21 protein-coding genes are annotated in these 25315 nt (G+C 61.3%); 1 reads left to right on the top strand and 20 read right to left on the bottom strand.

The features are described 5' to 3' along the window. Window positions 1–144: 144 nt before the first annotated feature. From V9L13_RS22665 to hutC, 18 genes are all read right to left on the bottom strand, one after another. The gene (locus tag V9L13_RS22665) at window positions 145–879 is read right to left on the bottom strand and encodes an amino acid ABC transporter ATP-binding protein (RefSeq protein WP_103520646.1); all 735 of its coding nucleotides are present in this window, start codon (window positions 877–879) and stop codon (window positions 145–147) included. Then, window positions 872–1831, bottom strand: coding sequence for an amino acid ABC transporter permease (locus V9L13_RS22660; RefSeq protein ID WP_103485248.1), 960 nt, complete (start codon window positions 1829–1831; stop codon window positions 872–874). Before V9L13_RS22660 ends, V9L13_RS22665 begins: the two co-directional genes overlap by 8 nt. Window positions 1832–1963: 132 nt before the next feature. Then, window positions 1964–2761: a transporter substrate-binding domain-containing protein gene (locus tag V9L13_RS22655; protein WP_003220833.1), complete on the bottom strand. Its 798-nt coding sequence runs from the start codon at window positions 2759–2761 to the stop codon at window positions 1964–1966. A 173-nt stretch (window positions 2762–2934) separates the two neighbouring features. Beyond that, the gene (gene mdoH, locus V9L13_RS22650; protein ID WP_003220831.1) at window positions 2935–5505 is read right to left on the bottom strand and encodes a glucans biosynthesis glucosyltransferase MdoH; all 2571 of its coding nucleotides are present in this window, start codon (window positions 5503–5505) and stop codon (window positions 2935–2937) included. Continuing rightward, complete coding sequence (locus V9L13_RS22645) at window positions 5498–7282, bottom strand: glucan biosynthesis protein G (protein WP_262143492.1); 1785 nt, start codon at window positions 7280–7282, stop codon at window positions 5498–5500. The genes mdoH and V9L13_RS22645 overlap by 8 nt, the downstream gene beginning before the upstream one ends. A gap of 352 nt (window positions 7283–7634) precedes the next feature. After that, the gene (dtd, locus tag V9L13_RS22640; RefSeq protein ID WP_003220826.1) at window positions 7635–8072 is read right to left on the bottom strand and encodes a D-aminoacyl-tRNA deacylase; all 438 of its coding nucleotides are present in this window, start codon (window positions 8070–8072) and stop codon (window positions 7635–7637) included. After that, window positions 8069–9040: a prolyl aminopeptidase gene (pip, locus tag V9L13_RS22635; RefSeq protein WP_003220824.1), complete on the bottom strand. Its 972-nt coding sequence runs from the start codon at window positions 9038–9040 to the stop codon at window positions 8069–8071. Before pip ends, dtd begins: the two co-directional genes overlap by 4 nt. Window positions 9041–9267: 227 nt before the next feature. Further along, complete coding sequence (gene hutG / locus V9L13_RS22630) at window positions 9268–10071, bottom strand: N-formylglutamate deformylase (RefSeq protein ID WP_338800590.1); 804 nt, start codon at window positions 10069–10071, stop codon at window positions 9268–9270. A 10-nt stretch (window positions 10072–10081) separates the two neighbouring features. Next, a complete protein-coding gene (gene hutI / locus V9L13_RS22625; RefSeq protein WP_338800589.1) occupies window positions 10082–11287 on the bottom strand; it encodes an imidazolonepropionase in 1206 nt (401 codons plus the stop codon). Window positions 11288–11532: 245 nt separating this feature from the next. Then, window positions 11533–13065, bottom strand: a complete 1533-nt coding sequence (hutH, locus tag V9L13_RS22620; protein ID WP_338800588.1) for a histidine ammonia-lyase — start codon at window positions 13063–13065, stop codon at window positions 11533–11535. Window positions 13066–13182: 117 nt separating this feature from the next. Continuing rightward, complete coding sequence (gene hutH / locus V9L13_RS22615) at window positions 13183–14706, bottom strand: histidine ammonia-lyase (RefSeq protein ID WP_338800587.1); 1524 nt, start codon at window positions 14704–14706, stop codon at window positions 13183–13185. A gap of 206 nt (window positions 14707–14912) precedes the next feature. Continuing rightward, window positions 14913–15743 (bottom strand): glycine betaine/L-proline ABC transporter ATP-binding protein, encoded by an 831-nt coding sequence (locus V9L13_RS22610; RefSeq protein WP_003220814.1) that lies wholly within the window; start codon window positions 15741–15743, stop codon window positions 14913–14915. Next, window positions 15740–16591, bottom strand: a complete 852-nt coding sequence (locus V9L13_RS22605) for a proline/glycine betaine ABC transporter permease (RefSeq protein WP_150750164.1) — start codon at window positions 16589–16591, stop codon at window positions 15740–15742. The genes V9L13_RS22610 and V9L13_RS22605 overlap by 4 nt, the downstream gene beginning before the upstream one ends. A gap of 84 nt (window positions 16592–16675) precedes the next feature. Beyond that, window positions 16676–17644, bottom strand: coding sequence for an ABC transporter substrate-binding protein (locus V9L13_RS22600; protein ID WP_338800586.1), 969 nt, complete (start codon window positions 17642–17644; stop codon window positions 16676–16678). Window positions 17645–17714: 70 nt separating this feature from the next. After that, a complete protein-coding gene (locus tag V9L13_RS22595; RefSeq protein ID WP_338800585.1) occupies window positions 17715–19187 on the bottom strand; it encodes a cytosine permease in 1473 nt (490 codons plus the stop codon). A 174-nt stretch (window positions 19188–19361) separates the two neighbouring features. Continuing rightward, window positions 19362–21059: a urocanate hydratase gene (gene hutU / locus V9L13_RS22590; protein ID WP_338800584.1), complete on the bottom strand. Its 1698-nt coding sequence runs from the start codon at window positions 21057–21059 to the stop codon at window positions 19362–19364. Window positions 21060–21542: 483 nt separating this feature from the next. After that, a complete protein-coding gene (locus V9L13_RS22585; protein ID WP_338800583.1) occupies window positions 21543–22112 on the bottom strand; it encodes a HutD family protein in 570 nt (189 codons plus the stop codon). After that, a complete protein-coding gene (gene hutC / locus V9L13_RS22580) occupies window positions 22109–22777 on the bottom strand; it encodes a histidine utilization repressor (RefSeq protein WP_232324077.1) in 669 nt (222 codons plus the stop codon). Before hutC ends, V9L13_RS22585 begins: the two co-directional genes overlap by 4 nt. Before the next feature lie 188 nt (window positions 22778–22965). Here hutC and V9L13_RS22575 point away from each other — a divergent pair, with 188 nt between their 5' ends. After that, entirely contained in the window at window positions 22966–24330 is a 1365-nt protein-coding gene (locus V9L13_RS22575; protein ID WP_103485257.1) for a formimidoylglutamate deiminase, read from the top strand. Between the two features lie 120 nt (window positions 24331–24450). Here V9L13_RS22575 and V9L13_RS22570 read toward each other — a convergent pair whose 3' ends face one another. Both V9L13_RS22570 and V9L13_RS22565 read right to left on the bottom strand, forming a co-directional pair. Beyond that, window positions 24451–25020: a lipocalin family protein gene (locus V9L13_RS22570; RefSeq protein WP_003220803.1), complete on the bottom strand. Its 570-nt coding sequence runs from the start codon at window positions 25018–25020 to the stop codon at window positions 24451–24453. Window positions 25021–25051: 31 nt separating this feature from the next. Then, window positions 25052–25306: a hypothetical protein gene (locus V9L13_RS22565; RefSeq protein ID WP_003220802.1), complete on the bottom strand. Its 255-nt coding sequence runs from the start codon at window positions 25304–25306 to the stop codon at window positions 25052–25054. Window positions 25307–25315: the final 9 nt, after the last annotated feature.

The following is a 25315-nucleotide window of genomic DNA, read 5'->3' as shown; positions in this document are numbered from 1 at the left end:
GATGCGAATACCTCGGTTGATTGAAATCCGAGGTGATGCCTTCGCGAGCAAGCCCGCTCCCACATTGGACCGCGTCCGCCTGGACAACTCGGTCAACTGTGGGAGCGGGCTTGCTCGCGAAGGCGCCAGATCAGGCGCTGAAAATTACAGGACCTGGCGCAGAAACGCCTGCGCCCGCGGATCCTTCGGTGCATCGAAGAACTCGGCTGGGGAAGCATCTTCCAGCAGTTTGCCGTGATCGAAGAACAGCACCCGATCCGCCACTTCCCGGGCGAAACCCATTTCGTGGGTCACGCAAACCATGGTCATGCCTTCAACGGCCAGGTTCTTCATCACGTCCAGCACTTCACCGACCATTTCCGGGTCGAGGGCCGAAGTCGGTTCGTCGAACAACATCACTTTCGGGTCCATCGCCAGCGCCCGGGCAATCGCCACGCGCTGTTGCTGACCGCCGGACAGGCGTGACGGGTATTCCCGCGCCTTCTGCGCAATACCGACCTTTTCCAGCAACGCGAGGGCCTTGGCCTCGCTTTCCTTTTGCCCGCGCTTGCGCACGACTTTCTGCGCCAGGCAGAGGTTTTCCAGCACGGTCATGTGCGGGAACAGGTTGAAGTGCTGAAAGACCATGCCGACTTCGCGGCGGTAAGCGTTGACGTCGGTTTTCGGGTCGGCCAGTTGCAGGCCATCGATGCTCACCGAGCCCGAGTCGAATTCTTCCAGGCCGTTGAGACAGCGCAGGAAGGTCGACTTGCCGGAACCGGACGGGCCGATCACCACCAGAACTTCGCCCTTGGCCACCGTGGTGCTGACGTTATCCACAGCCCGTACTACCTGGCCACGGGTATCGAAGACTTTTACCAGATCGCGGACTTCAATCACTTTGCGCGAGCCTCCGCTCAAGCCGGCTGGCGATTTTCGACAGCGGCAGGTTGATCAACAGGTACAGGCCGGCGACGCAGAACAGGATCTCGAACGGCGAAAACGAGGTGGTGATGACTTCGCGACCGCTTTTCAGCAGCTCGGTAATCGCGATCACCGACACCAGCGAGGTGTCTTTCACCAGACTGATGAACTGTCCGGCCAGCGGTGGGAGCACGCGTTTGAACGCTTGCGGCAGTACCACGTGGCGCATCGACTGGCCGGCGCTCAGACCCAGCGAACGCGCCGCTTCGTTCTGGCCACGGGCAATCGACTGCACGCCGGAACGGATGATCTCGGCCACATACGCGCCAGTGAACAGCGACAGCGCGGCGATCCCGGCGAACTCGCGGGACAGGTTCATCACCGTGCCGATGAAGAAGTAGAAAATGAAGATCTGCACCAGCAGTGGCGTGCCGCGCACCAGCTCGACGTAGATGCTCGACAGGTCGCGCAGGGTCGGGTTATTCGACAGGCGGCACAGCCCGGTGACCAGACCGATCAGCAGACCGAGTACTCCAGACACCACCGACAACCACAACGTTGTCCAAAGGCCCCACAGCAGCGGCCCTGCCGCCCAATGTCGGGTCACGCCCACGACGTCACCTTCCGCCACATCGTCGCCCTGAGCGAATTGCAGGCTGTTCTCGTCGACGGTCAGATGCTGCTCGTCACCGGCGTCGTTGCGCAGGGTGACCTGCGCGCTGCCGCCCTTGCGCACCAGTTCGGTGACGGTGGAAATATCGGTGGCACGCTGGGATTCTTCGGCCTGATAGGCGAAGTACTGCGGCACGCGATTCCAGCGCCATTCGTAGGACATCAGCGACGTGGCGTAATACAACGCGCCCGCCAGGCCGACCAGCACCAGCACGGTCAGGACGTGCCAGGGCCATTGGGCTTTTTTCTGTTTCATTGCAGGTTCCGGATTTTGTGTTGCCTGGCAGGCCCTCTTCGCGAGCAAGCCCGCTCCCACATTTGGACTGCATTTCAAATGTGGGAGCGGGCTTGCTCGCGAATGGGGCGACTCGGTCTGACTGACCCAGTGTTATTCCATGTCCTTGAGCCACTCGGTGCTCTTGAACCACTTGTCATGGATGCGATCGTAGGTGCCGTCTTCGTGGATCTGGTGCAGGAAGTTGTTGATGAAGTTGATGCTGTCGTAATCACCCTTCTTCAGGCCGAAGGCCAGCGGCTCGTAGGTGAACGGCTTGTCGAGGAACACCAGTTTGCCGGCGCCGACCTTGTTCACCGCGACCACGTTGTACGGCGCGTCATAGATGAACGCGTCGGCCTTGCCGTTGACCACGTCGAGCACGGCTTCCTGCTCGTTGTCGTAGCCGTGGTACTTGGCCTTGGCGATCAGCTTCTTGGCAACCATCTCACCGGTGGTACCGAGCTTGGAGGTGATGCGGTAGTCGGCGGTGTTCAGGTCTTTATAGGACTTGATGGTGCCTTCCAGCTCCTTGCGGATCAGCAGGGTCTGGCCGACAACGATGAACGGTTCGCTGAAATTCAGGCGCAGGTTGCGTTCCTGGGTCAGGGTCATGCCGCTGCCGATCATGTCGAACTTGTCGGTCATCAGGGCCGGGATGATCCCGTCGTAACCGGTGGACACCAGCTCGAGCTTGACGCCCATGGCCTTGGACATGGCTTTGAGGATGTCGACTTCGAAGCCGATGATCTCGCCGCGCTTGTTGGTCATTTCGAACGGCATGTAAGTCGGATCCATACCGACTTTCAACGTGCCGCGCTTGACCGCGTCATCGATTGCGCCGGCGTGCGCCGCATTGACTGCAACCAGTGCCGTGACGCCGACCAGCAGCATCGACAGATACTTCTTCATCTTCAAGTCCCCAAAACCATTGCATGTGCGGCGCGAAAACCAGCAGTGACGGGCAAAAATGCCCAGGTGCGCCAATTCGGGGACGGATGCTAACGCACTCGTTCTTTTGCACAAGAGTTAATGGACGATTTGTTTAACAATAAAAAAGCCCCGCCGGATGGCGGGGCTTCTTATCAGGCCGGCTGAGCCTGCATGCTCAGCGGTCGCAACGGCAACAGCGGTGCATGCGGATCGGCTTTCACCGAGGCCCGCCAGGCATCCAGCCACTCGTTGTGGCCTTCGGCCCAGACCAGCTCGTGCAGACGCGCCAGCGCCACCGGATCGCTCAGCAATTGCAGGCGATCATGGTTGCTCAGTGCCGCCGGACCCGCCTTCAGGGCATGACGCACACGCTCCTGACGCAGCAACTCGATCGGCTCGGCCTGACCGTGACGGGCCGTCGCCAGCGAGCACGCCAGGGCGTTCTGCTGCGGATCGACCACGGCGCGGACGAAGCCGTCGTTCAGTGCATGCCAACGGTTCTCGTGGGTGTACTGGTCGGTCGCCAGCAGTGCCTGCGGCGGATTGTATTCCTCGGGGATCAGGAACAGGCTCTCGTCACGGGACTTGAGGCCCAGACCGACACGGCTGGAAATCACCGACACCGGGATCGACAGCATCAGCGAACCGACGATCGGCACCAGCCACCACAGGAAGCTCGGGTTCAGCCAGATCACCAGCAGTGCCCAGCAGAAACCCAGCAGGGTCTGCGGGCCGTGGCGCTTGACCGCCTCGCTCCACGGCGTGGAGTCGTCGTCACGTTGCGGCGAGTTCCAGGTCGCGGCCCAGCCGAGGAACGCGGCGAGCACGAAACGGGTGTGGAAAATCATCCGCACTGGCGCCAGCAGCATGGAGAACAGCATCTCCAGCAGCATCGACAGGGTCACCTTGAACTTGCCGCCGAACTCTTTCGCGCCTTTGGCCCAGATCAGGATGATGCTCAGCAGTTTCGGCAGGAACAGCAGCACGATGGTGGTGGAGAACAGCGCGATCGCCTTGTCCGGGTGCCATTGTGGCCACAGCGGATAGAGCTGACGCGGTTCGAGGAAATACTGCGGCTCCATCAGCGTGTTCACCGCCAGCAGCGCAGTCGACAACACCAGGAAGAAGAACCACAACGGCGCCGACAGGTACGACATCACGCCGGTCAGGAACACCGCACGGTGCACCGGGTGCATGCCCTTGACCAGGAACAGGCGGAAGTTCATCAGGTTACCGTGGCACCAGCGACGGTCACGCTTGAGTTCATCGAGCAGGTTTGGCGGCAACTCTTCGTAACTGCCCGGCAGGTCGTAGGCAATCCACACGCCCCAACCGGCACGACGCATCAGCGCGGCTTCGACGAAGTCGTGAGACAGGATCGCCCCGGAGAACGCACCTTTACCCGGCAACGGCGCCAGGGCGCAGTGGTCGATGAACGGCTTCATGCGGATGATCGCGTTGTGACCCCAGTAGTGGGATTCACCCAACTGCCAGAAGTGCAGACCGGCGGTGAACAGCGGACCGTAAACACGGGTGGCGAACTGCTGCATACGCGCATACAGCGTGTCCATGCCCGACGCACGCGGCGCGGTCTGGATGATCCCGGCGTCCGGCGTGGCTTCCATCAGGCGCACCAGACTGGTCAGGCACTCGCCGCTCATCACCGAGTCGGCGTCGAGCACGACCATGTACTTGTAGTCACCGCCCCAGCGACGGCAGAAGTCGTCGAGGTTGCCGCTCTTGCGTTTCACACGACGGCGACGGCGGCGATAGAAGATCTTGCCGAAGCCTTTGGCTTCGCGGCAGACATCCAGCCAGGCCTGTTGCTCGGCAACGCAGATATCGGTGTCGTTACTGTCGCTGAGGACGAAGAAGTCGAAACGATCCAGATCACCGGTGGCCGCGACCGATTCGAACGTGGCGCGCAGACCGGCGAATACCCGCGGCACGTCTTCATTGCAGATCGGCATCACCAGCGCAGTACGGGCGTCTTTCGGAATCGGCTCGTTGCCCGCGCTTTTGCCGGAGATACGGTATTTATCGTGACCGGTGAGCAACTCGAGGAAGCCCATCAGCGCGGTCCAGAAACCGGCCGAGACCCAGCAGAACAGAATTCCGAACAGAATCAGGATGCTGGTTTGCAGTGCGTACGGCAGCACTTGCGTCGCGGTTTGCAGCAGCGGCTGGTGCAGGACTTCGTCCAGATCGACGAACGACCAGCCCTGGTACGGCATGATGCCTTTCATGTACCAGCCGGCAACGATGGTCTGACCGAGCATCAGCAGCAACAGAATGTAGCGACGGATCGAACCGACGGTGCGCCAGCGCGCAGCCGGCAGAACACGCTCGTCTTTCGGCGGCTTCGGCGGATTGGTGCGCCCGGTCAGGCGGCGCCAGCCACGCACCAGAATATTGGTGCGCCACGGCTCCGGCACGACCTTCGTGCGGCGAATCGGCGGCGTGGCTTTCAGGCTGACCCGGCCACTGGCGTCCAGCACCAGCATTTCCGCCTCTTCGAGTTCTTCGGCGGTGCTCAGGGTCAGACGCTTGCCCACCGAAGCCTGGGCGGCTTCGGCAGGGGCGTCGAACGTCGACGACGACAGGCGCTGGTGCAGTTCGCTGAAGGACTGGCAGCCCGCGAGTTCCGCGCGCTGCTCGTCGGTCATCGGCAGATGCGCCAGATACTCGGACAGAGTCTCCGGCTGTACTTGAGAGTTACTCATCGGCAGGCAACTGATAGCTCCAGGTCTCGGTCAGGACTTCTTCAGTCGGTGCCGATTCCGGTGTGGCTGGGGCCGCGTCTGCAGCGGTTGGCTGCTTGGCGTCTTTGTTGGCCTTGTCCTTGGCATCTGCGGTTGGCTTGGCGTCGGCCTGTTTGGCTTCCGCGGCCTTGGCTTCCTTGTCTTCCTTCTCTTGTTGCTTGGCCGCGACCTTGTCAGCCTTGGCCACCGACGAGTTCGACGCCGGTACCGAAGACTTGGCCAGATCAGCGGTCACGACTGGCTGTACCAGTGCGGCGCGCATCTCGGTGGCCTTGCTCGCGTCCTTGATCTTCATCCGCAGAGTCAGGCGCCAGCCCTTGGTTTCCGGGTTGTAGCGCACGCTGTTCTCGACCAGTTCGGCGTTATCGCCAACGCTGACCTGACTGCGCACGTCGGCATCCGGGGCCAGAGCCGCCAGCGATGGACCTTCGAAGTCGACCAGGTAAGCGACGCTGCCGTCCGGCTGACGGATCAGGTTCGACTGTTTGACGTCGCCGGTCGAACGCAAGGTCTGCTTGACCCAGGCGCTGTCGGGGGCGTGAATCGCCGCTTCGTCCATTGTCCAGTGCATGCGGTAGGCGAAATCCAGCGGCTTGCCTGGCTCCGGCATGGTTTCCGGACTCCAGAAGGCAACGATGTTGTCGTTGGTTTCGTCGGCAGTCGGGATTTCTACCAGATCAACGGTGCCCTTGCCCCACTCGCCCTTCGGCTCGATCCAGGCGCTTGGGCGCTTGTCGTAGCGATCGTCGAGGTCTTCGTAGTGGCTGAAGTCACGGCCGCGCTGCAGCAGGCCGAACCCACGCGGGTTCTCGACACTGAAGTTGCTCACGGACAGGTGTTTCGGGTTGTTCAGCGGACGCCAGATCCACTCGCCGTTGCCGGCATGAATCGACAGACCGCTGGAGTCGTGCAGTTCACGACGGTAGTTGAGGACTTTCGACGGCTGGTTGGCGCCGAACAGGAACATGCTGGTCAACGGCGCGATGCCCAGTTTGCCGACCTTGTCACGCAGGAACATCTGCGCTTTGACGTCGACAATGGTGTCGCTGCCCGGGCGCACGATCAGGCGGTAGGCACCGGTGGCACGCGGCGAATCAAGCAGGGCAAAGATCACCAGGTGCTTGTCGCCCGGCTTCGGCTGTTGAATCCAGAACTCGCGGAAACGCGGGAATTCTTCGCCCGACGGCAGCGCGGTATCGATCGCCAGGCCACGGGCCGACAGACCGTAGGTGTGACCTTTGCCGACGACGCGGAAGTAGCTCGCGCCGAGCATGGTCATGATTTCGTCTTGCTTGTCGGCCTTGTTGATCGGGTACAGCACACGGAAACCGGCGTAGCCCAGTTGCTCAGTGGCCTTCGGATCGAACTTGAGGTCGCCGAAATCGAAGCGGGTCGGATCGTATTTGATCTCTTCGACGGTGTTCGCCGTGATTTCGTTGATTTTCACCGGTGTATCGAAGTGCATGCCCTGGTGGTAGAAGGACAGCTTGAATGGAGTCTTCTGATCGGCCCACTCCGCCTTTTCGGTGAGGAAGCGGATTTTCTGGTAATCCGCGAACTTCATGTCACGGAATTCGTTCGGCAGGTTGCTGCGCGGGGCTTCGAACTTCTGCCCGGCCAGCTCTTTAGCCTTGGCCGATACATCGTCAAGATTGAACGCCCAAAGCTGGCCGGCGCTGAGCAGGCACAGGAGCGCCGAACCCGCTACCAGGGCACTTCGCATGCGTTTGGCAGACATTTTTGCTGCATTACAGGGACTAACAATCACGAGCAACCCTCGCCGAAAACAGATCAAAAAACCAACGGCCAGATTAAGTGCCTGTGGGATTCTCGACTTTGAAAAGCCGACCTCCCAGCGCACCCTTGCCAAGTTGGCGAGCATTGTTCCGACTCCGCTAGGGCAAAATGATTCCCCAATCGGATCCAGACAAGTCTCTACCTAAGTCAAAAATGGAACAGCGAACGCTGATCCCCATAGCGCGCGATTATCTAGTAGCCCGCGTGACAACGCATCAGGGGTAACAAAGTATTTATCGCGAAAAACGCCTGTTTTCAGTCGAAAAGCCCTTGAAAAGATGTTTCAAGCGCTTTCATGTCTGTAACAGGAAGGTTACCGGGCCATCGTTGACCAGGTGCACCTGCATATCCGCGCCGAATCTACCTGATGCCACAGTGCCATGCATCTGTTTCGCTTTGCTTAATAGATAGTCGAACAATTCCTCGCCCAATGCCGGAGGGGCCGCGGTCGAGAAACTCGGGCGCAACCCGCTCTTGGTGTCGGCAGCCAGGGTGAACTGAGAGACCAGCAGCAACCCGCCACCTACATCCGCCAGGGACAGATTCATCTTGCCCTCGGCGTCACTGAATACCCGATAGTTAAGCAGCTTATGCAGAAGTTTGTCGGCGCTGGTACGGGTATCGTCGGGTTCGACCGCCACCAATACCAGCAAACCCTGATCCACCGCACCGACTATCTCTCCCGCGACTTCGACTCGCGCACCGCGCACGCGCTGTAAAAGCCCCTTCATGCTTCTTCGGGCGGCAGGTCGAGCAAGCGACGGGCCATGTTGCTCGCGGCACGCACCAGCGCATCGGTGATGCCCGGTTCGGACGCGGCGTGACCGGCGTCGCGAATCACCTGCAGCTCGCTGTTCGGCCACGCCTGATGCAGCTCCCAGGCGTTGTCCAGCGGACAGATCACGTCGTAACGACCGTGAATGATCACCCCCGGCAGATGGGCGATCTTGCCCATGTCGCGGATCAGTTGATTCGGCTCGAGGAACGCATTGTTGGTGAAGTAGTGACACTCGATCCGCGCGATCGACAGGGCGCGCTGCGGTTCGGAGAAGCGGTCGACCACCAGCGGGTTCGGCCGCAGGGTCGCGGTGCGCCCTTCCCACGTCGACCAGGCCTTGGCCGCGTGCATCTGGGCGATCTGATCGTTACCGACCAGACGCTTGTGGAAGGCGCTGAGCAGATCGTCGCGCTCGTCCAGCGGGATCGGCGCGATGTAGTCCTGCCAGTAATCGGGAAACAGACGGCTGGCACCGGCCTGATAGAACCACTCGATTTCCTGCGGGCGGCAGAGGAAGATCCCTCGCAGGATCAGGCCGTGTACGCGCTCCGGATGGGTTTGCGCGTAGGCCAACGCCAGGGTCGAACCCCACGAACCGCCGAACAACACCCATTTGTCGATGCCCAGGTGCTTGCGGATACGCTCGAGGTCGGCGACCAGATCCCAGGTGGTGTTGTTTTCCAGGCTGGCGTGCGGGGTGGAGCGTCCGCAGCCGCGCTGGTCGAAGGTAACAATGCGATACAGGTTCGGATCGAAATAGCGACGGCTCTGCGCGTCGCAACCGGCACCCGGGCCGCCGTGGATGAACACCACCGGCAAGCCTTCCGGCGAGCCGCTTTCGTCGACGTACAGCGTGTGGGTGTCATCGACAGCCAGATCGTGCCGGGCATGGGGTTTGATCTGCGGAAACAATGTCTGCATTGCGCGCTCCGTAAGGGGTCGAGGTCATCCCTGGGGGGACTTCTATTATTCTGCCGTTGGGCATCATAAACCCGATTTACGTCAATGAGCATGCCCGTACGCAGTCACAATTTTTCTGCTGCATACAAAACCTGTGGGAGCGGGCTTGCTCGCCAAAGCGCTGTGTCATTCAACGCATATGTTGCCTGATGCGCCGCCTTCGCGAGCAAGCCCGCTCCCACAGTGGGTTATGCGGTGTAGTGCGACTTTGCCCAGGCCAGATAGCCCTGCAGCAACTCCTTCAGCACCACCCGCGTCGGCTCCGCCAGATCGGCGCGGTAGCGGAACGGTTCGAACTCTTCCATGTAGGTGCTCTGGCACAGCTCCAGTTGCACGGCGTGGATGTTCTCGGCCGGGTTGCCGTAATGGCGGGTGATGTGGCCGCCCTTGAAGCGCCCGTTGAGCACGTGGCTGTAATTGCCATGCCGGGCGCAGATCGCCTGCAGTTGCTCCGCCAATTGCGGATCACAGCTGGCGCCGTTGAAGGTGCCGAGGTTGAAGTCCGGCAGTTTGCCGTCGAACAGGTGCGGGATGATCGAGCGGATCGAATGCGCGTCGAATAGCAGCGCATAGCCGAACTCGGCTTTCAGCCGCGCCAGTTCCTGTTGCAGAGTGCGGTGGTACGGCGTCCAGACCTGTTCCAGATAAGTTGCGCGTTCTGCTTTGGAGGGTTCCTGACCTTCGCGGAACAACGGGATACCGTCAAACAGCGTCGCGGGGTACAGGCCTGTGGTGGCGCCGGCATACAACGGCTTGTCATCGGACGGACGGTTGAGGTCGATGACGAACCGCGAGTACTCGGCCGCCAGGGTGCTGGCGCCCAGCTCTTCGGCAAAATCGTAGAGCTGCGGAATGTGCCAGTCGGTGTCCGGCAGGCTTTTCGCGTCCGGTATCAGCCCGGCCTCGACCGCAGACGTCAGGCGCACACCGGCATGCGGCATGCTGATCAGCAGGGGCACGCGACCTTGTTTGAAACTCAGAACCTTATCCACAACCGCTCTCCTACAGACTTGATTCGACGCCGTGACGCACGACGCGTTTGTCCAGATCACCCCCGAGCCAATAGGCCAGGTCCGCCGGACGATCGATGTGCCAGGCGACGAAATCCGCGACCTTGCCGACTTCCAGCGAACCGTGGGTGTCAGCCATGCCCAGCGCCTGCGCGGCATGAATGGTCGCGCCGGCCAGGGCTTCTTCCGGGGTCATGCGGAAACAGGTGCAGGCCATGTTCAGCATCAGGCGCAGCGACAGCGCGGGCGAGGTACCCGGGTTGAGGTCGCTGGCGATGGCGATTTTCACCTTGTGCTTGCGCAGGGCGTCCATCGGTGGCAGCTGGGTTTCGCGCAGGAAGTAGAACGCTCCCGGCAACAGCACGGCGACGGTGTCGGCTTTGGCCATGGCGATGGCGTCGTCTTCGTCCATGAACTCCAGGTGATCGGCGGACAACGCCTTATAGCGGGCGGCCAGACTGGAGCCGTGCAGGGATGACAATTGCTCGGCGTGCAACTTCACCGGTAGGCCGAGCTTCTGTGCGGTGATGAACACCCGCTCGACCTGCTCCGGCGAGAACGCCAGGTATTCACAGAACGCGTCCACAGCATCGACCAGCCCTTCGGCAGCCAGTGCGGGAAGCATTTCGCTGCAGATCAGGTCGATGTAGTCGTCGGCGCGATCCTTGTACTCCGGCGGCAGCGCGTGGGCGGCCAGACAGGTGCTGCGCACGCTGATCGGCAGCTCTTTTTCCAGGCGACGGATGACCCGCAGGATCTTGCGCTCGTTGGCCAGATCCAGACCGTAGCCGGACTTCATCTCGACCGTGGTCACGCCGTCGCGCATCAGGCTTTTCAGGCGTTTGGCGGCGCTGGCGAACAGCTCGTCTTCGCTCGCTTCACGAGTAGCGCGCACGGTGCTGGCGATGCCGCCGCCCTGCGCCGCGATCTCGGCGTAGCTGACGCCTTGCAGGCGCTTCTCGAATTCGCCGCTGCGGTTGCCGCCGAACACCGTGTGGGTGTGGCAGTCGATCAGCCCCGGGGTCACCCACGCGCCTTGCAGATCGTTGACCGCCGGGTATTCGCCGGACGGCAGCAGATTGCGCGGACCGATCCACTCGATGTGCGCACCGGACGTCACAATGGCTGCGTCCTCGATGATCGAGTAGACGCCCTGCGCCATGGTTGCGACGTGGCAGTGTTGCCAGAGGGTTTTCACTGTTGGCCTCCGTTGGAATTGGTTTGGTGGGGAGCCTTTAAAAGCCCCTCACCCTAGCCCTCTCCCGGAGGGAGAGGGGACTGACCGGGTTGTTCTGTCGAGATACATCGACCTGAGAATCTTGAGCCGAACTCCGGCTCTGAAAACAATGAAGATTGGCTCCCTTCCCCCTCTCCCCCTTGGGGGAGAGGGCTGGGGTGAGGGGGATCGATTTCAGCAACAACAAAACTCCCCCTGAAAAACACTTACAAACTAGGCAGCAATTTCGCCGGAACCAATTCGCTCAAGCAGCGCGAAGCCAGCAGCTCAGTCGCCGCATTGATGTCCGGCGCAAAGAAGCGGTCCTTCTCATAGAACGGCACTTCCTTGCGCAGAGTCGCCCGCGCCTGCTCCAGCTTGGCCGAGGTCTTCAGACCGTTACGCAAATCCAGCCCCTGCACCGCCGCCAGCCATTCCACCGCGAGAATGCCGCGAGTGTTCTCGGCCATTTCCCACAGGCGCTTGCCGGCGGCCGGAGCCATCGACACGTGGTCTTCCTGGTTGGCCGAGGTCGGCAGGCTGTCGACCGAATGCGGATGGGACAGTGCCTTGTTCTCGCTGGCCAGTGCCGCGGCGGTCACCTGGGCGATCATGAAACCGGAGTTGACGCCGCCATTGGCCACCAGGAACGGCGGCAGCTGCGACATGTGCTTGTCCATCATCAGCGAGATGCGGCGTTCGCTCAGCGAGCCGATTTCGGCGATGGCCAGGGCCATGTTGTCGGCGGCCATGGCCACCGGTTCGGCGTGGAAGTTACCACCGGAAATCACGTCGCCTTCAGCCGCGAATACCAACGGGTTGTCAGAGACGGCGTTGGCTTCGACCACCAGCACTTCAGCGGCCTGACGGAACTGGGTCAGGCAGGCGCCCATGACTTGCGGCTGGCAACGCAGCGAGTACGGGTCCTGGACCTTCTCGCAGTTCTGGTGCGAATCAGAGACTTCGCTGCGCTCACCGAGCAGATCGCGGTAAGCCATGGCGGCGTCGATCTGACCTTTCTGCCCACGGGCCGCGTGGATGCGCGCGTCAAACGGCGAGCGCGAACCGAGCACCGCTTCAACCGTCAGACCGCCGATTGCCAGCGCACCGGCAAACAGGTCTTCACCTTCAAACAGACCGCGCAGGGCAAATGCGCTAGACACTTGAGTGCCGTTGAGCAGTGCCAGACCTTCTTTCGCCGCCAGCGTCAGCGGGGTCAGACCAGCGACTTTCAGCGCTTCGGTGGCTTCCATCCACTCGCCTTTGTAACGCGCCTTGCCCTCGCCCAGCAGCACCAGCGACATGTGCGCCAGCGGCGCGAGGTCACCCGATGCACCGACCGATCCCTTGAGCGGAATGTGCGGATAAACCTCGGCGTTGATCAGCGCGATCAGCGCGTCGATCACCACGCGGCGGATGCCGGAGAAACCACGGCTGAGGCTGTTGACCTTGAGCACCATGATCAAGCGCACCAACTCATCGCTGATCGGCTGGCCGACACCGGCAGCGTGAGACAACACCAGCGAACGCTGCAGGTTTTCCAGGTCTTCGCTGGCGATGCGGGTCGACGCCAGCAGGCCGAAACCGGTGTTGATGCCGTAGGCGGTGCGGTTCTCGGCGAGGATCTGCTCGACGCAGGCCACGCTGGCCTCGATCTGCGCGGAGGCGCTGTGGTCGAGGGTCAGTTTGACCGGGTGCTGATAGACGTCACGCAGTTGGGTCAGGCTCAGTTGGCCGGGAATCAGGTTCAGCGCAGTCATTAAAATGCTCCTTTTGAGAGTTTGTTATTGGCTCGCCAGTCGCTCCGGATAATTCCGTTGTCCGTCGCATTTCGCCTTTTGGACGATCCGCGCCTTGGCACGCTGGCGTTGTAAAAATCAGTGCAGATTCGGTAATACTTTGTGCAGCGAATTCGGGTCTTTCAAAACGTTCGCGGCGGCGGCGATATCCGGCGCCAGCCAGCGATCCTGATCGTAGGCCGGGACTGTTTCACGCAGCAGGCGCCAGGCCTGGTCAGTGCCCGCGCCAAAGCGCTGCTCCTTGAGGAATTCAAAGGCCTGCGCCGCCAGCAGGTACTCGATGGCGAGGATCTGCGTGCAGTTTTCCAAGGCGCGGTGCAGCTTCAGCGCAGCGCTGGTGCCCATGCTCAGATGGTCTTCCTGCAGGCCCGAGGTGACATAGTTGTCGAGCACTGCCGGTTGCGCCAGTTGGCGGTTCTCGGCACACAGCGAAGCGGCGACGTATTGCACGATCATCATCCCGGAGTTCACCCCCGGGTTGGCCACCAGAAACGCCGGCAGACCACTGACGTGCGGGTTGACCAGACGATCGAGGCGGCGCTCGGCAATCGAGCCGATTTCAGCCATGGCAATCGCCAGCAGATCCGCCGCCATCGCCACTGACTGACCGTGCGGGTTGGCCTGCGACATCACCCGGAAATTCTCCGGCGTGCCCAGCAGCAACGGGTTATCGGTGCAACCGTTGAGCTCGGCCTCGACCTGTTTGATCGCGTGCTCCAGTTGGTCGCGCGCCGCACCGTGCACCTGCGGGATCGAACGAATGCTCAGCGCATCCTGAGTACGAATGCCTTGGCTGGCCGCGATCACTTCACTGCCGTCGAGCAAGGCCCGCAGGTTGATCCCGACCTGCTGCATGCCCGGGTGCGGTTTGAGCGCGATGATCTCGGCATCGAACGCGGCAATCTGCCCGCGCTGCGCTTCGAAGCTCATGGCGCCGATCACATCGGCCCACTGCACCAGCCGCGTCGCATCGGCGATCGCCAGGCAACTAAGGCCGGTCATGCACGGGGTGCCGTTGACCAGGCACAAACCGTCCTTCGCACCGAGCTGCACCGGTTGCAGGCCTTCTTCGGCCAGCGCCTGTTGCGCCGAGGTGATCTGTCCGCGATAGCTGACATTGCCCACGCCCAGCAGGGCGATGCCGATGTGCGCCATGTGCGTCAGGTAACCCACCGAGCCTTGCGCCGGCACTTGCGGGGTGATGCCGCGATTGAGCAGTGCCAGCAGTGCTTCGACCACACGGCGATGAATGCCGGATTTGCCGTGGCTGTAGTTGTGGATCGCCGCGCAGAGGATCGCGCGAGTTTGTTCATCAGGCAGTACCGGGCCGACACCACAGGCGTGGCTGAGCAAGGTATTGCGCGACAGCTGGCTGAGCTGTTCATCCTTCAGCGAGACGTTGGACAAACCGCCCAGACCGGTGTTGACGCCGTAAGCGCGTTCGCCGCTTTCGACGATGCGCTGGACGATGCCCTGAGCGTTTTCGATGCGCGCCCAGGTCTCGCTCGACAGCTCAAGTTTTGCGCCGTGACGGGCAACGGCGACCACGTCCTGCCAACGCAGGGGGTTACCGGTGATGATGATTTTTTCAGCCTGGGACATCTGAAACCTCATGCCAATTCTGTTGATACAAAAACCTGTGGTGAGGGGATTTATCCCCGATGGGCTGCGCAGCAGCCCTCAGGATTGCATGCGGTGTACCTGAAGCAGCCAGGCTGGAGATTTTTGGGGCGGCTTCGCCACCCATCGGGGATAAATCCCCTCACCACAAGCTGTCTCCCCACAAAGCTGTCTCACCACAAAATCTGTCAAACCACCGCCGCCCGCCGCTGCACGAACCGGTCGACATACTCATCCGCCGGCGAATGCAGGATCTCTCTCGGGGTGCCGACTTGAATCAGGCGGCCGTCCTTGAGGATCGCGATGCGGTTGCCGATGCGCACGGCCTCGTCGAGGTCGTGGGTGATGAAGACGATGGTCTTGTGCAGGGTCTTTTGCAGCTCGAGCAACTGGTCCTGCATCTCGGCGCGGATCAGCGGGTCCAGCGCACTGAAGGCTTCGTCCATCAGGATGATGTCGGTGTCCGCCGCCAAGGCGCGGGCCAGGCCGACACGCTGACGCATGCCGCCGGAGAGCTGGTGCGGGTATTTGTTTTCGTAGCCTTTGAGGCCCACGGTGTTGATCCAGTGCAAGGCGCGCTCGTTGCACAGCTGTTTGCTTTCGCCGCGCACTTTCAGACCGTAGGCGACGTTCTCGATCACGGTCTTGTGCGGCAGCAGGCCGAAGCTCTGGAACACCATGCTGATCTTGTGCCGGCGAAATTCGCGCAGCGCTTCCATGTCGTATTGCAGGATGTCCACGCCATCGACCAGGATCGCGCCGCTGGTGGGGTCGATCAGGCGGTTGAAGTGGCGCACCAAGGTGGATTTGCCCGAGCCGGACAGGCCCATGATCACGAAGATCTCACCGGTGCCGATGCTCAGCGACAGGTCGTTGACCCCGACCACGCAACCGGTTTCGTTCAGCACCTGATCCTTGGTCTTGCCCTGGCCGACCATCGCCAGTGCGTCCTTGGCGCGGTTGCCGAAAATCTTGAAGACGTTTTTGACTTCGATCTTGCTCACGGTTGCGTTGCTCATTTGCTCACCTCATGCCGTGGCCGACCGTACGCTTGAGTAATGCGGTCGATGACCACTGCGAGAATCACGATCGCCAGACCGGCTTCGAGGCCGCGTCCGACGTTGAGGGTCTGAATCCCCACCAGCACGTCTTCACCCAAACCACGGGCGCCGATCATCGAGGCGATCACCACCATCGACAGGGCCATCATGGTGGTCTGGTTGATCCCGGCCATGATGCTCGGCAGGGCCAGCGGCAGTTGCACGCCGAACAGTTGCTGCCAGCGGTTGGCACCGAAAGCGTTGATCGCTTCCATCACTTCGCCGTCGACCTGGCGGATGCCCAGATCGGTCAGACGGATCAGCGGCGGCGCGGCGTAGATCACCGTGGCGAAAATCGCCGGAACCTTGCCCAGACCGAACAGCATCAGCACCGGAATCAGGTACACGAAGCTGGGCATGGTCTGCATGATGTCGAGCAGCGGCATCAGCACCGAACGCAGGCGATTGCTGCGCGCCGAAAGGATCCCCAGCGGAATGCCGATCAGCACCGAAATGATCGTCGCGACCATCATCAGCGCCAGGGTCTGCATGAGTTTGTCCCACAGGCCGACAGCTCCCACCAGGAACAACAGACCGACGATGACCGCAGTGGTGACGACTTTGCGCGTGGCGTGCCAGGCGACGACGCCGACGATCGCCAGCATCAACCACCACGGCGCCGCACGCAGCAGGCCTTCGAGGTTGACGATGGCCCACAGCAGCGTGTCCGAGATGTGGCGGAATACATCACCGTAGTTGGTGACCAGCGCATCGACCCAACCGTTGACCCAGTCGGCGATGGAAAAGGTAAAGCTTTCGGGAAACATAAGCGGCTCTCAATCAGAAATCTCAATCAAGCGATTTACGGCATATCTCCCGGCCAGCCTCACGGTTGACCGGGAGGTATCGACCTACAGCGCCGCGTCGATTTTTTTGGCTGCGTCGTCACTGACCCACGCATGCCAGACTTCAGGATGTTCCTTGAGGAAGATTTTCGCCAGCTTCGGCGACTCGATACGTTCCTTCGCCATGCGGCCCAGGTTCTGGTTCAGCAGGTCGATCGGCAGATTGACCTTTTCCAGCACGGCCACCAGTTCCGGCGCCTGCTCGTGGAAGGTTTTCGACAGGCCGACCTTGATGCTCACGCTCTTGTCGACGCCCGGTTTTTCTTCCAGCTTGACCGCGTCGATCTGGCCCATCAGCGGGGTTGGCGACCAGTAGTAGAACAGGATCGGCTCGCCACGCTTGTAGCTCGACAGCACCGCCGCATCCAGCGCCGGGCCGGTGCCCGGACGGAAGTTGGTGTAGCTGTTTTCCAGGCCGTAGCTCTTGAGCATTTCGCTGTTGTCCAGCTCGCAGGTCCAGCCGGCCGGGCAGTTGTAGAAACGGCCCTTGGACGGCTCTTCGGCGTCTTTGAAAATGGCTGCGTATTTGCCCAGATCGGCGATGTTTTTCAGGTCCGGCGCTTTCGGCTCAAGCTTGCGCTTGGCGTCGCCTTCGATCACGTAGCGCGGCACGTACCAGCCTTCGACCGCACCAACGATCGGCGCGCCGACACCGACAACCTTGCCGGCCTTCTCGGCTTTGTTCCAGACCTCGCTGCGGCCGACCCACTCTTCGGCGAACACTTGAATGTCGTTGCTGCTCAGGGCGTTCTCCATGGTGATCGAGTTGCCCGGCAAGCTATCGGTCTTGCAGTCGTAGCCTTTCTCCAGAACCACTTGCAGGACGTCGGTCAGCAGCATGCCGCTTTCCCAGTTCAGGCCGGCAAACTTCACCGGTTTGCCCGATTCGCACCAGCCAGTTGCCTGAGTCGCACCGGCACTGGCCAACAGGCCCATGGACAGCAATGTGGTCAGCAGGGTCTTGTTCGATTTCATTGTCGCGACGCTCCTAATCATGAATTGGCTTACGGCAGTTCAAGAGGCATCCAGCCCTGTCCACGTCCAGTCAGGCCTGCGCCGCAGCGCGACTGGCCCCACTTGTTTCAGGTTGTACATCGCTGTTCTGCTCGACCGGCAGAATCAGGTGATCGGGCACCGAGCCGTGCCATTTTTTTGCGCACACGTAATAGAGAGCAGCAGGCAGCACCAGACCGATGATCCAGGAGATATCCACGTCACCGAGGGCAGCCACCAGCGGGCCGGTGTAGAACTTGGTGGAGATGAACGGTAGTTGCACCAGCACGCCGAACACATAGACGCTGATCCCGAGCAGGTTCCAGCGCCCGTAGCGACCGTTCGGATCGGCCAGCGCCGGCACGTCATAGCGCTCGCGGGTGATGCAGTAGTAGTCGACCAGGTTGATCGCGCTCCATGGCGTGAAGAACGCCAGCAGGAACAGGATGAACGACTTGAACGCACCGAGGAACGAGTGCTGACCGAGCAAGGCGATCAGGGTGGCCGCACTGACGATCACCAGCACGAACACCAGACGCTGCAGACGCGAGACCGTCAGGTGGCCACGGAAGCCGCTGATGATGGTCGCGATGCACATGAAGCTGCCATAGGAGTTCAGCGTCGAGATGGTCACCTTGCCGAACGCGATGCTGAAGTACAGCAGCGCGGCGGTGGCCCCGGTGCCGCCCAGCCCGACGATGTAGGCCACTTCGTGACCGGCGAACTGGCCGTTGGCCGAAGCTGCCGCGAACACGCCGAGGACCATCGCCACCTGCGCGCCGATGACCGAACCTGCGCCAGCGGCAAAGAAGGTTTTCACCGAGGAAATCTTGCTCGGCAGGTAACGCGAGTAGTCCGCCACATAAGGGCCGAAAGCGATCTGCCAGGAGGCCGCGAGCGACACTGCCAGCAGGAAGCTGCTCCAGCTGAAGTGGCGAATTTGCAGGAGTGCGCCAACGTCCACCTGGCTCAGCAGGCGGCTGAACAGATACACAAAGGCAATCACGCCAATCACACTGGCGACCCGGCCGATCCAGTGGATCACCCGATAACCGAGCACCGTGACCAGCACGATGACACTGGCGAACAGCAGAATGCCGACGGTGTCGCTGACGCCAAACAACTGGCCCAGCGCCTGACCGGAAAGCACCGTACCGGTGGCGGTGAAACCCAGGTACATCAGGCACACCAGCACGATCGGAATCGCCGCACCGTACACGCCAAATTGCACGCGGCTGGAAATCATCTGCGGCAGGCCCAGCTTCGGCCCTTGCGCCGCATGCAGCGCCATCACGCCGCCGCCCAGCAGTTGACCGATCAACAGACCGATCAACGACCAGAACACATCACCGCCCAGCACCACGGCCAGGGCCCCGGTGACAATCGCAGTGATTTGCAGATTCGCACCCATCCACAGGGTGAACTGGCTAAACAGACGACCGTGTCTTTCCGCTTCCGGGATGTAGTCGATCGAACGCCTTTCGATCAACGGTTTGTTGCTTGCACGATCAGGGGTTACAGCCATGATTCAACCTCTGTGGATTGTTATTCGAGTTCACTGAGCGTCTTGCGCGGGGTGCTTTTGGTGGGAGCGGGCTTGCTCGCGAAGGGGCCGGCACATTCGAAACATGTGCTGATTGATCCAGCGCATTCGTGAGCAAGCCCACTCCCACCAAAAGCATTTCCCACAGAATTGCGTTTATTTACCGGTAATCATCGGCAGGTTCAGCCCCTGCTCCTTGGCGCAGTCGATGGCGATCTGGTAACCGGCATCGGCGTGACGCATGACACCGGTGGCCGGGTCGTTGTGCAGGACGCGAGCAATGCGCTCGGCCGCTTCGTCGGTACCGTCGCAGACGATCACCATGCCCGAGTGCTGGGAGAAGCCCATGCCGACACCGCCACCGTGGTGCAGGGACACCCAGGTCGCGCCGCTCGCGGTGTTGAGCAGAGCGTTAAGCAGCGGCCAGTCGGAGACCGCGTCGGAACCGTCCTGCATCGATTCGGTTTCGCGGTTCGGGCTGGCTACCGAGCCGGAGTCGAGGTGGTCGCGACCGATGACGATCGGCGCCGACAGCTCGCCGCTGCGCACCATTTCGTTGAACGCCAGACCGAGCTTGGCGCGCAGGCCCAGACCGACCCAGCAGATACGTGCCGGCAGACCCTGGAAGCTGATGCGCTCGCGGGCCATGTCCAGCCAGTTGTGCAGGTGCGCGTCGTCCGGGATCAGCTCTTTGACTTTGGCGTCGGTCTTGAAGATGTCCTGCGGATCACCCGACAGCGCCGCCCAACGGAACGGGCCGATGCCACGGCAGAACAGCGGACGGATGTAGGCCGGGACGAAGCCCGGGAAGTCGAACGCGTTTTCCACGCCTTCTTCCTGCGCCATCTGACGGATGTTGTTGCCGTAGTCGAAGGTCGGAATGCCTTGCTTCTGGAAGTCCAGCATGGCTTTGACGTGGACCGCCATCGATTGCTTGGCGGCTTTGATCACGGCGGCCGGCTCGGTCTTGGCACGAGCGCGGTACTCTTCCCAGGTCCAGCCCGCCGGCAGGTAGCCGTTCAGTGGGTCGTGGGCGCTGGTCTGGTCGGTGACCATGTCCGGGCGCACGCCACGCTTGACCAGTTCCGGCAGGATTTCTGCCGCGTTGCCCAGCAGCGCGATGGAAATCGCTTTGCCTTCAGCGGTGTATTTGGCGATGCGCGCCAGGGCGTCGTCGAGGTCTTTGGCCTGCTCATCGACATAGCGGCTTTTCAGGCGGAAATCGATGCTCACCTGTTGGCACTCAATGTTCAGCGAACAGGCACCGGCCAGGGTGGCGGCCAGTGGCTGGGCACCGCCCATGCCGCCGAGACCCGCGGTCAGCACCCACTTGCCCTTGAGGTTGTCGTTGTAGTGCTGGCGCCCGGCTTCGACGAAGGTTTCGTAGGTGCCCTGAACGATGCCCTGGCTGCCGATGTAGATCCAGCTGCCGGCGGTCATCTGGCCGTACATGGCCAGGCCTTTGGCGTCGAGTTCGTTGAAGTGTTCCCAGCTCGCCCAGTGCGGCACCAGGTTGGAGTTGGCGATCAGTACGCGCGGTGCGTTGCTGTGAGTCTTGAACACGCCGACCGGTTTGCCCGACTGCACCAGCAGGGTTTCGTCGTCATTGAGATTGGTCAGGCTCTCGACGATCTTGTCGTAGCACTCCCAGTTGCGCGCAGCGCGACCGATACCACCGTAAACCACCAGCTCTTTCGGGTTCTCGGCCACTTCCGGATCGAGGTTGTTCATCAGCATGCGCAGCGGCGCTTCGGTCAGCCAGCTCTTGGCGGTCAGCTTGTTGCCGCGGGCAGCGCGGATCTCGACGTCACGTCTCTTTGTATAAACGGCAGTTGTAGGCTTATTGTCAGTCACGAAAAAGACTCCTCAGCGATCAATTCAAACCAACCCTGGCAGTGGGCAAGCAGCCTGTGCGCCTCAATGCGCGACAAGCGAATCAGTGGACGCTGCGGACTTATACGCATACGTCTTTACTTGTACATACAAGCATATGCAATCAAGCGGCCAACTTGCCGGCGGGCTGTTCAGGAAAAATTGCGGACAGCGCTGGAGAGCGCCTGACACAAGGGTTGTGGCGTGGATGAATTTTTTTGCAGGGAGGAAATGAGGTGGCGGCGGATCGTTACGAACCCGTGGTTTTGCGCCACGCTGGGGCGTTCGGTAACAAGTTGGTGCGTGAAGGGAAACAGTCTGCGTGAACGCAAATGTGGCGAGGGAGCTTGCTCCCGCTGGAGGCCGAAGGACTCCCAATTCCGGCATCTACCGGTTTTGGGGCCGCTTCGCAGCCCAGCGGGAGCAAGCTCCCTCGCCACAATGTGTTTTATATGAGCAGAAGGATCAGCGCGCTGTCAGCTCGATCACGCAGCACGGAGCATTGACGGCCACTTCAACCAGACCACTGTTACCGTCCAGTTGCAGGCAATCGTGCCGGCCCAGTTGCGCGACGCTGTCAGCGACTTTCGCCTCAAGCAACTCACTGACACTGAACACCAACACCGTCCCCGCCGAGCTGAAAAACCGCTGCTCACCGTCCAGCCACTGCAAGCGCGCACTGTAACGCTGCGGCGCGTAGATCAGGTTGAAGTCGCGGATCGCGCCGCCGAGCAAGGTGCACGAGACCTGGCTTTCGCCACTGAACGCAAACGGGTCCAGCGGTAACAGTGGACGCGTGTCATCACCGTCGACACACAGGGTCATGCCATCGCCCTGCAGCACCGTAATCACTCGCTGGTAACCGGCAAATGTCGAGAAACCACCGGACTCGGCGATATCGGCAATCGACAGGCGCCAGCCGAAACCATCGAGGCCGGCACCCGCATCACGGGTAATCTCTTCGGTGCTGCCGCCGCCGTTTTTCCACGGCATGCGCGGGTAGCCTTCAGCGCGTAAAACCTTTACCTGACTCATTTATGAAAGCGTCCTTCCAGACGATGACGGGAACCTGGGTGGATCAGGCGCGCCGCCGTCACCGGCTGCCGCCCTGACCAGGTGCGGCGACGGATCAGCAGGCACGGCTCGCCTTTTTCGATCTGCAGCAACTTGCACTCGGACGGCTCGGCGAGGATCGCTTCAACCACGTGCTCGCCTTCGGTCAACGGCGCGACCTGATTGAGATAGGCGTAAGGGGTCTGCAGGGTGAAGTCCTGCTTGAGGTAGTCCGGGGCGACCAGTGCGTTGACGAAACGGTCTTCGATTTGCACCGGAATATCGTTTTCGTAATGCACGATCAGCGAGTGGAAGACCTTCTGCCCTTCGCGCATGTCCAGTGCCAGCGCGCGCTCGGAACCGGCGGCCTCTTCTTCGAGGGTGATCACCTGGCAGGTGTGGCGATGGCCACGGGAGGCGATTTCGTCGGCGATGTTGTGCACTTCGAACAGCGCGGACTGGCTCTTCGGTTCGGCGACAAACGTACCGACACCTTGCATGCGCACCAGCAGACCGTCGGCGGTCATCTCGCGCAGGGCGCGGTTGATGGTCATGCGGCTGAAACCGAGCTGGCTGACCAGTTCGCTTTCCGATGGCACGCGGTAGTGCGGTGGCCAGTTACCGCTGTCGATCTGCTGGGTGATCATCTGTTTGACGCGGGCGTACAAGGGCGCCGGACTGTCGCCCAGGTTCGCGGCCAACGGAGAGACTGGAGGCGGAGTCGGCACGGTTGATCCCTGTTTATTGGCTGAAAGTTGCTAGCTTGCCGGAGTTTACCGGGCAGGCAAACGTCTGTATATGTATATACAAATAACACACGATGGGGTGCTGAACCATGTCCGCCTTCTTTGCCGAACGCGCGCTGCTGCCTAACGGATGGGCCAACAATGTACGTCTTGAGGTCAGCGCCGATGGCCTGCTGACCCGAATCCTGGCCGATTCCACCGCAGACGGCGCCGAGCGGCTAAGCGGTCCGCTGCTGCCGGGGATGCCCAATCTGCACTCCCACGCCTTCCAGCGCGCGATGGCCGGGCTGGCCGAAGTGGCCGGTAATCCGAACGACAGTTTCTGGACCTGGCGCGACCTGATGTATCGGCTGGTCGGAAAAATCAGCCCGGAGCAACTCGGCGTCATCGCCCGTCAGCTGTACATCGAAATGCTCAAGGCCGGTTACACCTCGGTCGCCGAATTCCACTACGTGCACCACGACAACAACGGTCAGCCATATGCCGATCCGGCCGAGCTGGCGCTGCGCATCAGTCAGGCCGCAAGCGACAGCGGCATCGGCCTGACCCTGCTGCCGGTGCTCTATAGCCACTCGGGTTTCGGCGGTCAGATGCCGAACGATGGCCAGCGCCGCTTCATCAACAGCAGCGAAAACTATCTGAAGCTGCAAGCACGCCTGCAACCCCTGCTGGCGCAGCAAAAAGCCCAATCGCTGGGTCTGTGCTTCCACTCGTTGCGCGCGGTCACCCCGCAGCAGATCAGCGAAGTATTGGCCGCCAGCGACAAGCAATGCCCGGTGCATATCCACATCGCCGAACAGCAGAAGGAAGTCGATGATTGCCTGAGCTGGAGCGGCCGCCGTCCATTGCAGTGGCTGTACGAAAACACCGAAGTCGATCAGCGCTGGTGTCTGGTCCACGCGACTCACGCCAACCCGGAAGAAGTCACGCTGATGGCCAAGAGTCGCGCCATCGCCGGCCTGTGCCTGACCACCGAAGCCAACCTCGGCGACGGGATTTTCCCGGCGGTGGATTTCCTCGCTCAGGGCGGCCGCATGGGCATCGGCTCCGATAGCCATGTGTCGCTCAGCGTGGTCGAAGAGTTGCGCTGGCTGGAATACGGCCAGCGGCTGCGCGACCAGCGGCGTAACCGTTTGTATGGCGCGGATCAGCCGATGGTCGGGCGCACGCTATATGACGCGGCACTGGATGGCGGCGCCCAGGCATTGGGACAGCCGATCGGTGCGCTGGAAGTCGGCAAGCGTGCGGACTGGATCGTGCTCGACGGCAATGACCCGTATCTGGCCACGGCCAGTGGTGACGGGATCTTGAATCGCTGGTTGTTTGCCGGTGGCGATCGTCAGGTGCGCGACGTGCTGGTCAACGGCCAATGGGTGGTGCGCGACGGACGGCATGCCGGCGAAGAGGAAAGTGCCAGAGCCTTCACCCAGGTTCTGCGCGAACTTTTGGGCTGACACAAAACAAAAATGTGGGACCGGGCTTGCTCGCGAAAGCGGTGTATCAGCAACATTTTCGTTAACTGACACACCCTCTTCGCGAGCAAGCCCGCTCCCACATTTGATCTTCGGTGATGCTTAATTCGAGGTTTTGGCCATCTGTCGATCCGACGCCCGCCAGATCAGGCGCGTGGTGTCGTAACCCTGCTGCCGCGCCTTGCTCAGCAACTCTTCACGCACTTCAGCGTTGACGGTTGGCGTGCGCGACAGCAGCCACATGTACTTGCGACTCGGATCGCCAACGATGGCGGTCTTGTAGTCATCGCTGACGTACAACACCCAGTATTGCCCCTTCGCCACACCCGGAATCAGCCGCGAGAACCAGGTATCGAACTCGACCCACAACTTGTCGGTCTTGCCCGGCACCTGTGGGTAAGCCGTGCCCTTGACCTCTTCCCACTGCCAGTCGGCCGTCAGGCAACGGTTGAGCACATCGACGTTGCCGTTGGTCTCGAGCGTGTAATGGGCCTCGGATTGCGCACAGTTGCGCTGAAAGTACATCGGCATCCGCGCCAGTTCGTACCAGGTACCCTGGTAACGCTTGAGGTTGACCTCGTGGGCCGTCTTGGGCGCCAGCGGATCTTCACCGTGCGTGGCGCAGCCGGCCAGTACCAGGCCGGCAAAAAGGACAAGCAATAACCGCTTCATTGTTTTTCTCCCGTGGGCGCACAGCCCCGGTTTACTTCAGGCCTTGGCCGGAAAACATCAGCACTTTGTCACCGGCGTACTGCACGCTGATAAAGCTGTTCTTGTCGCCCCAGGTGCAACTGGACATGCCGAGCGCGCCCGAGCAGTCGGTAGGTTTGCCGAGCAACGTCTCGACTTCGGCCTTGGCCATGCCGGCCGACAGTTTCGAGTAGTTTTCCTGATTGACCTTGCTGCATGCGGCGAGCAGCACGCAAAAGGTCAGAAGGGCGATAGATCGCAGCGACATGAAGTAACT

The sequence above is a fragment of the Pseudomonas sp. RSB 5.4 genome (genome assembly GCF_037126175.1).
Lineage (GTDB): Bacteria > Pseudomonadota > Gammaproteobacteria > Pseudomonadales > Pseudomonadaceae > Aquipseudomonas > Aquipseudomonas fluorescens_H.
The sequence above is the reverse complement of the archived record's forward strand: the minus strand, read 5'-3'. Positions and strand labels throughout refer to the sequence as shown.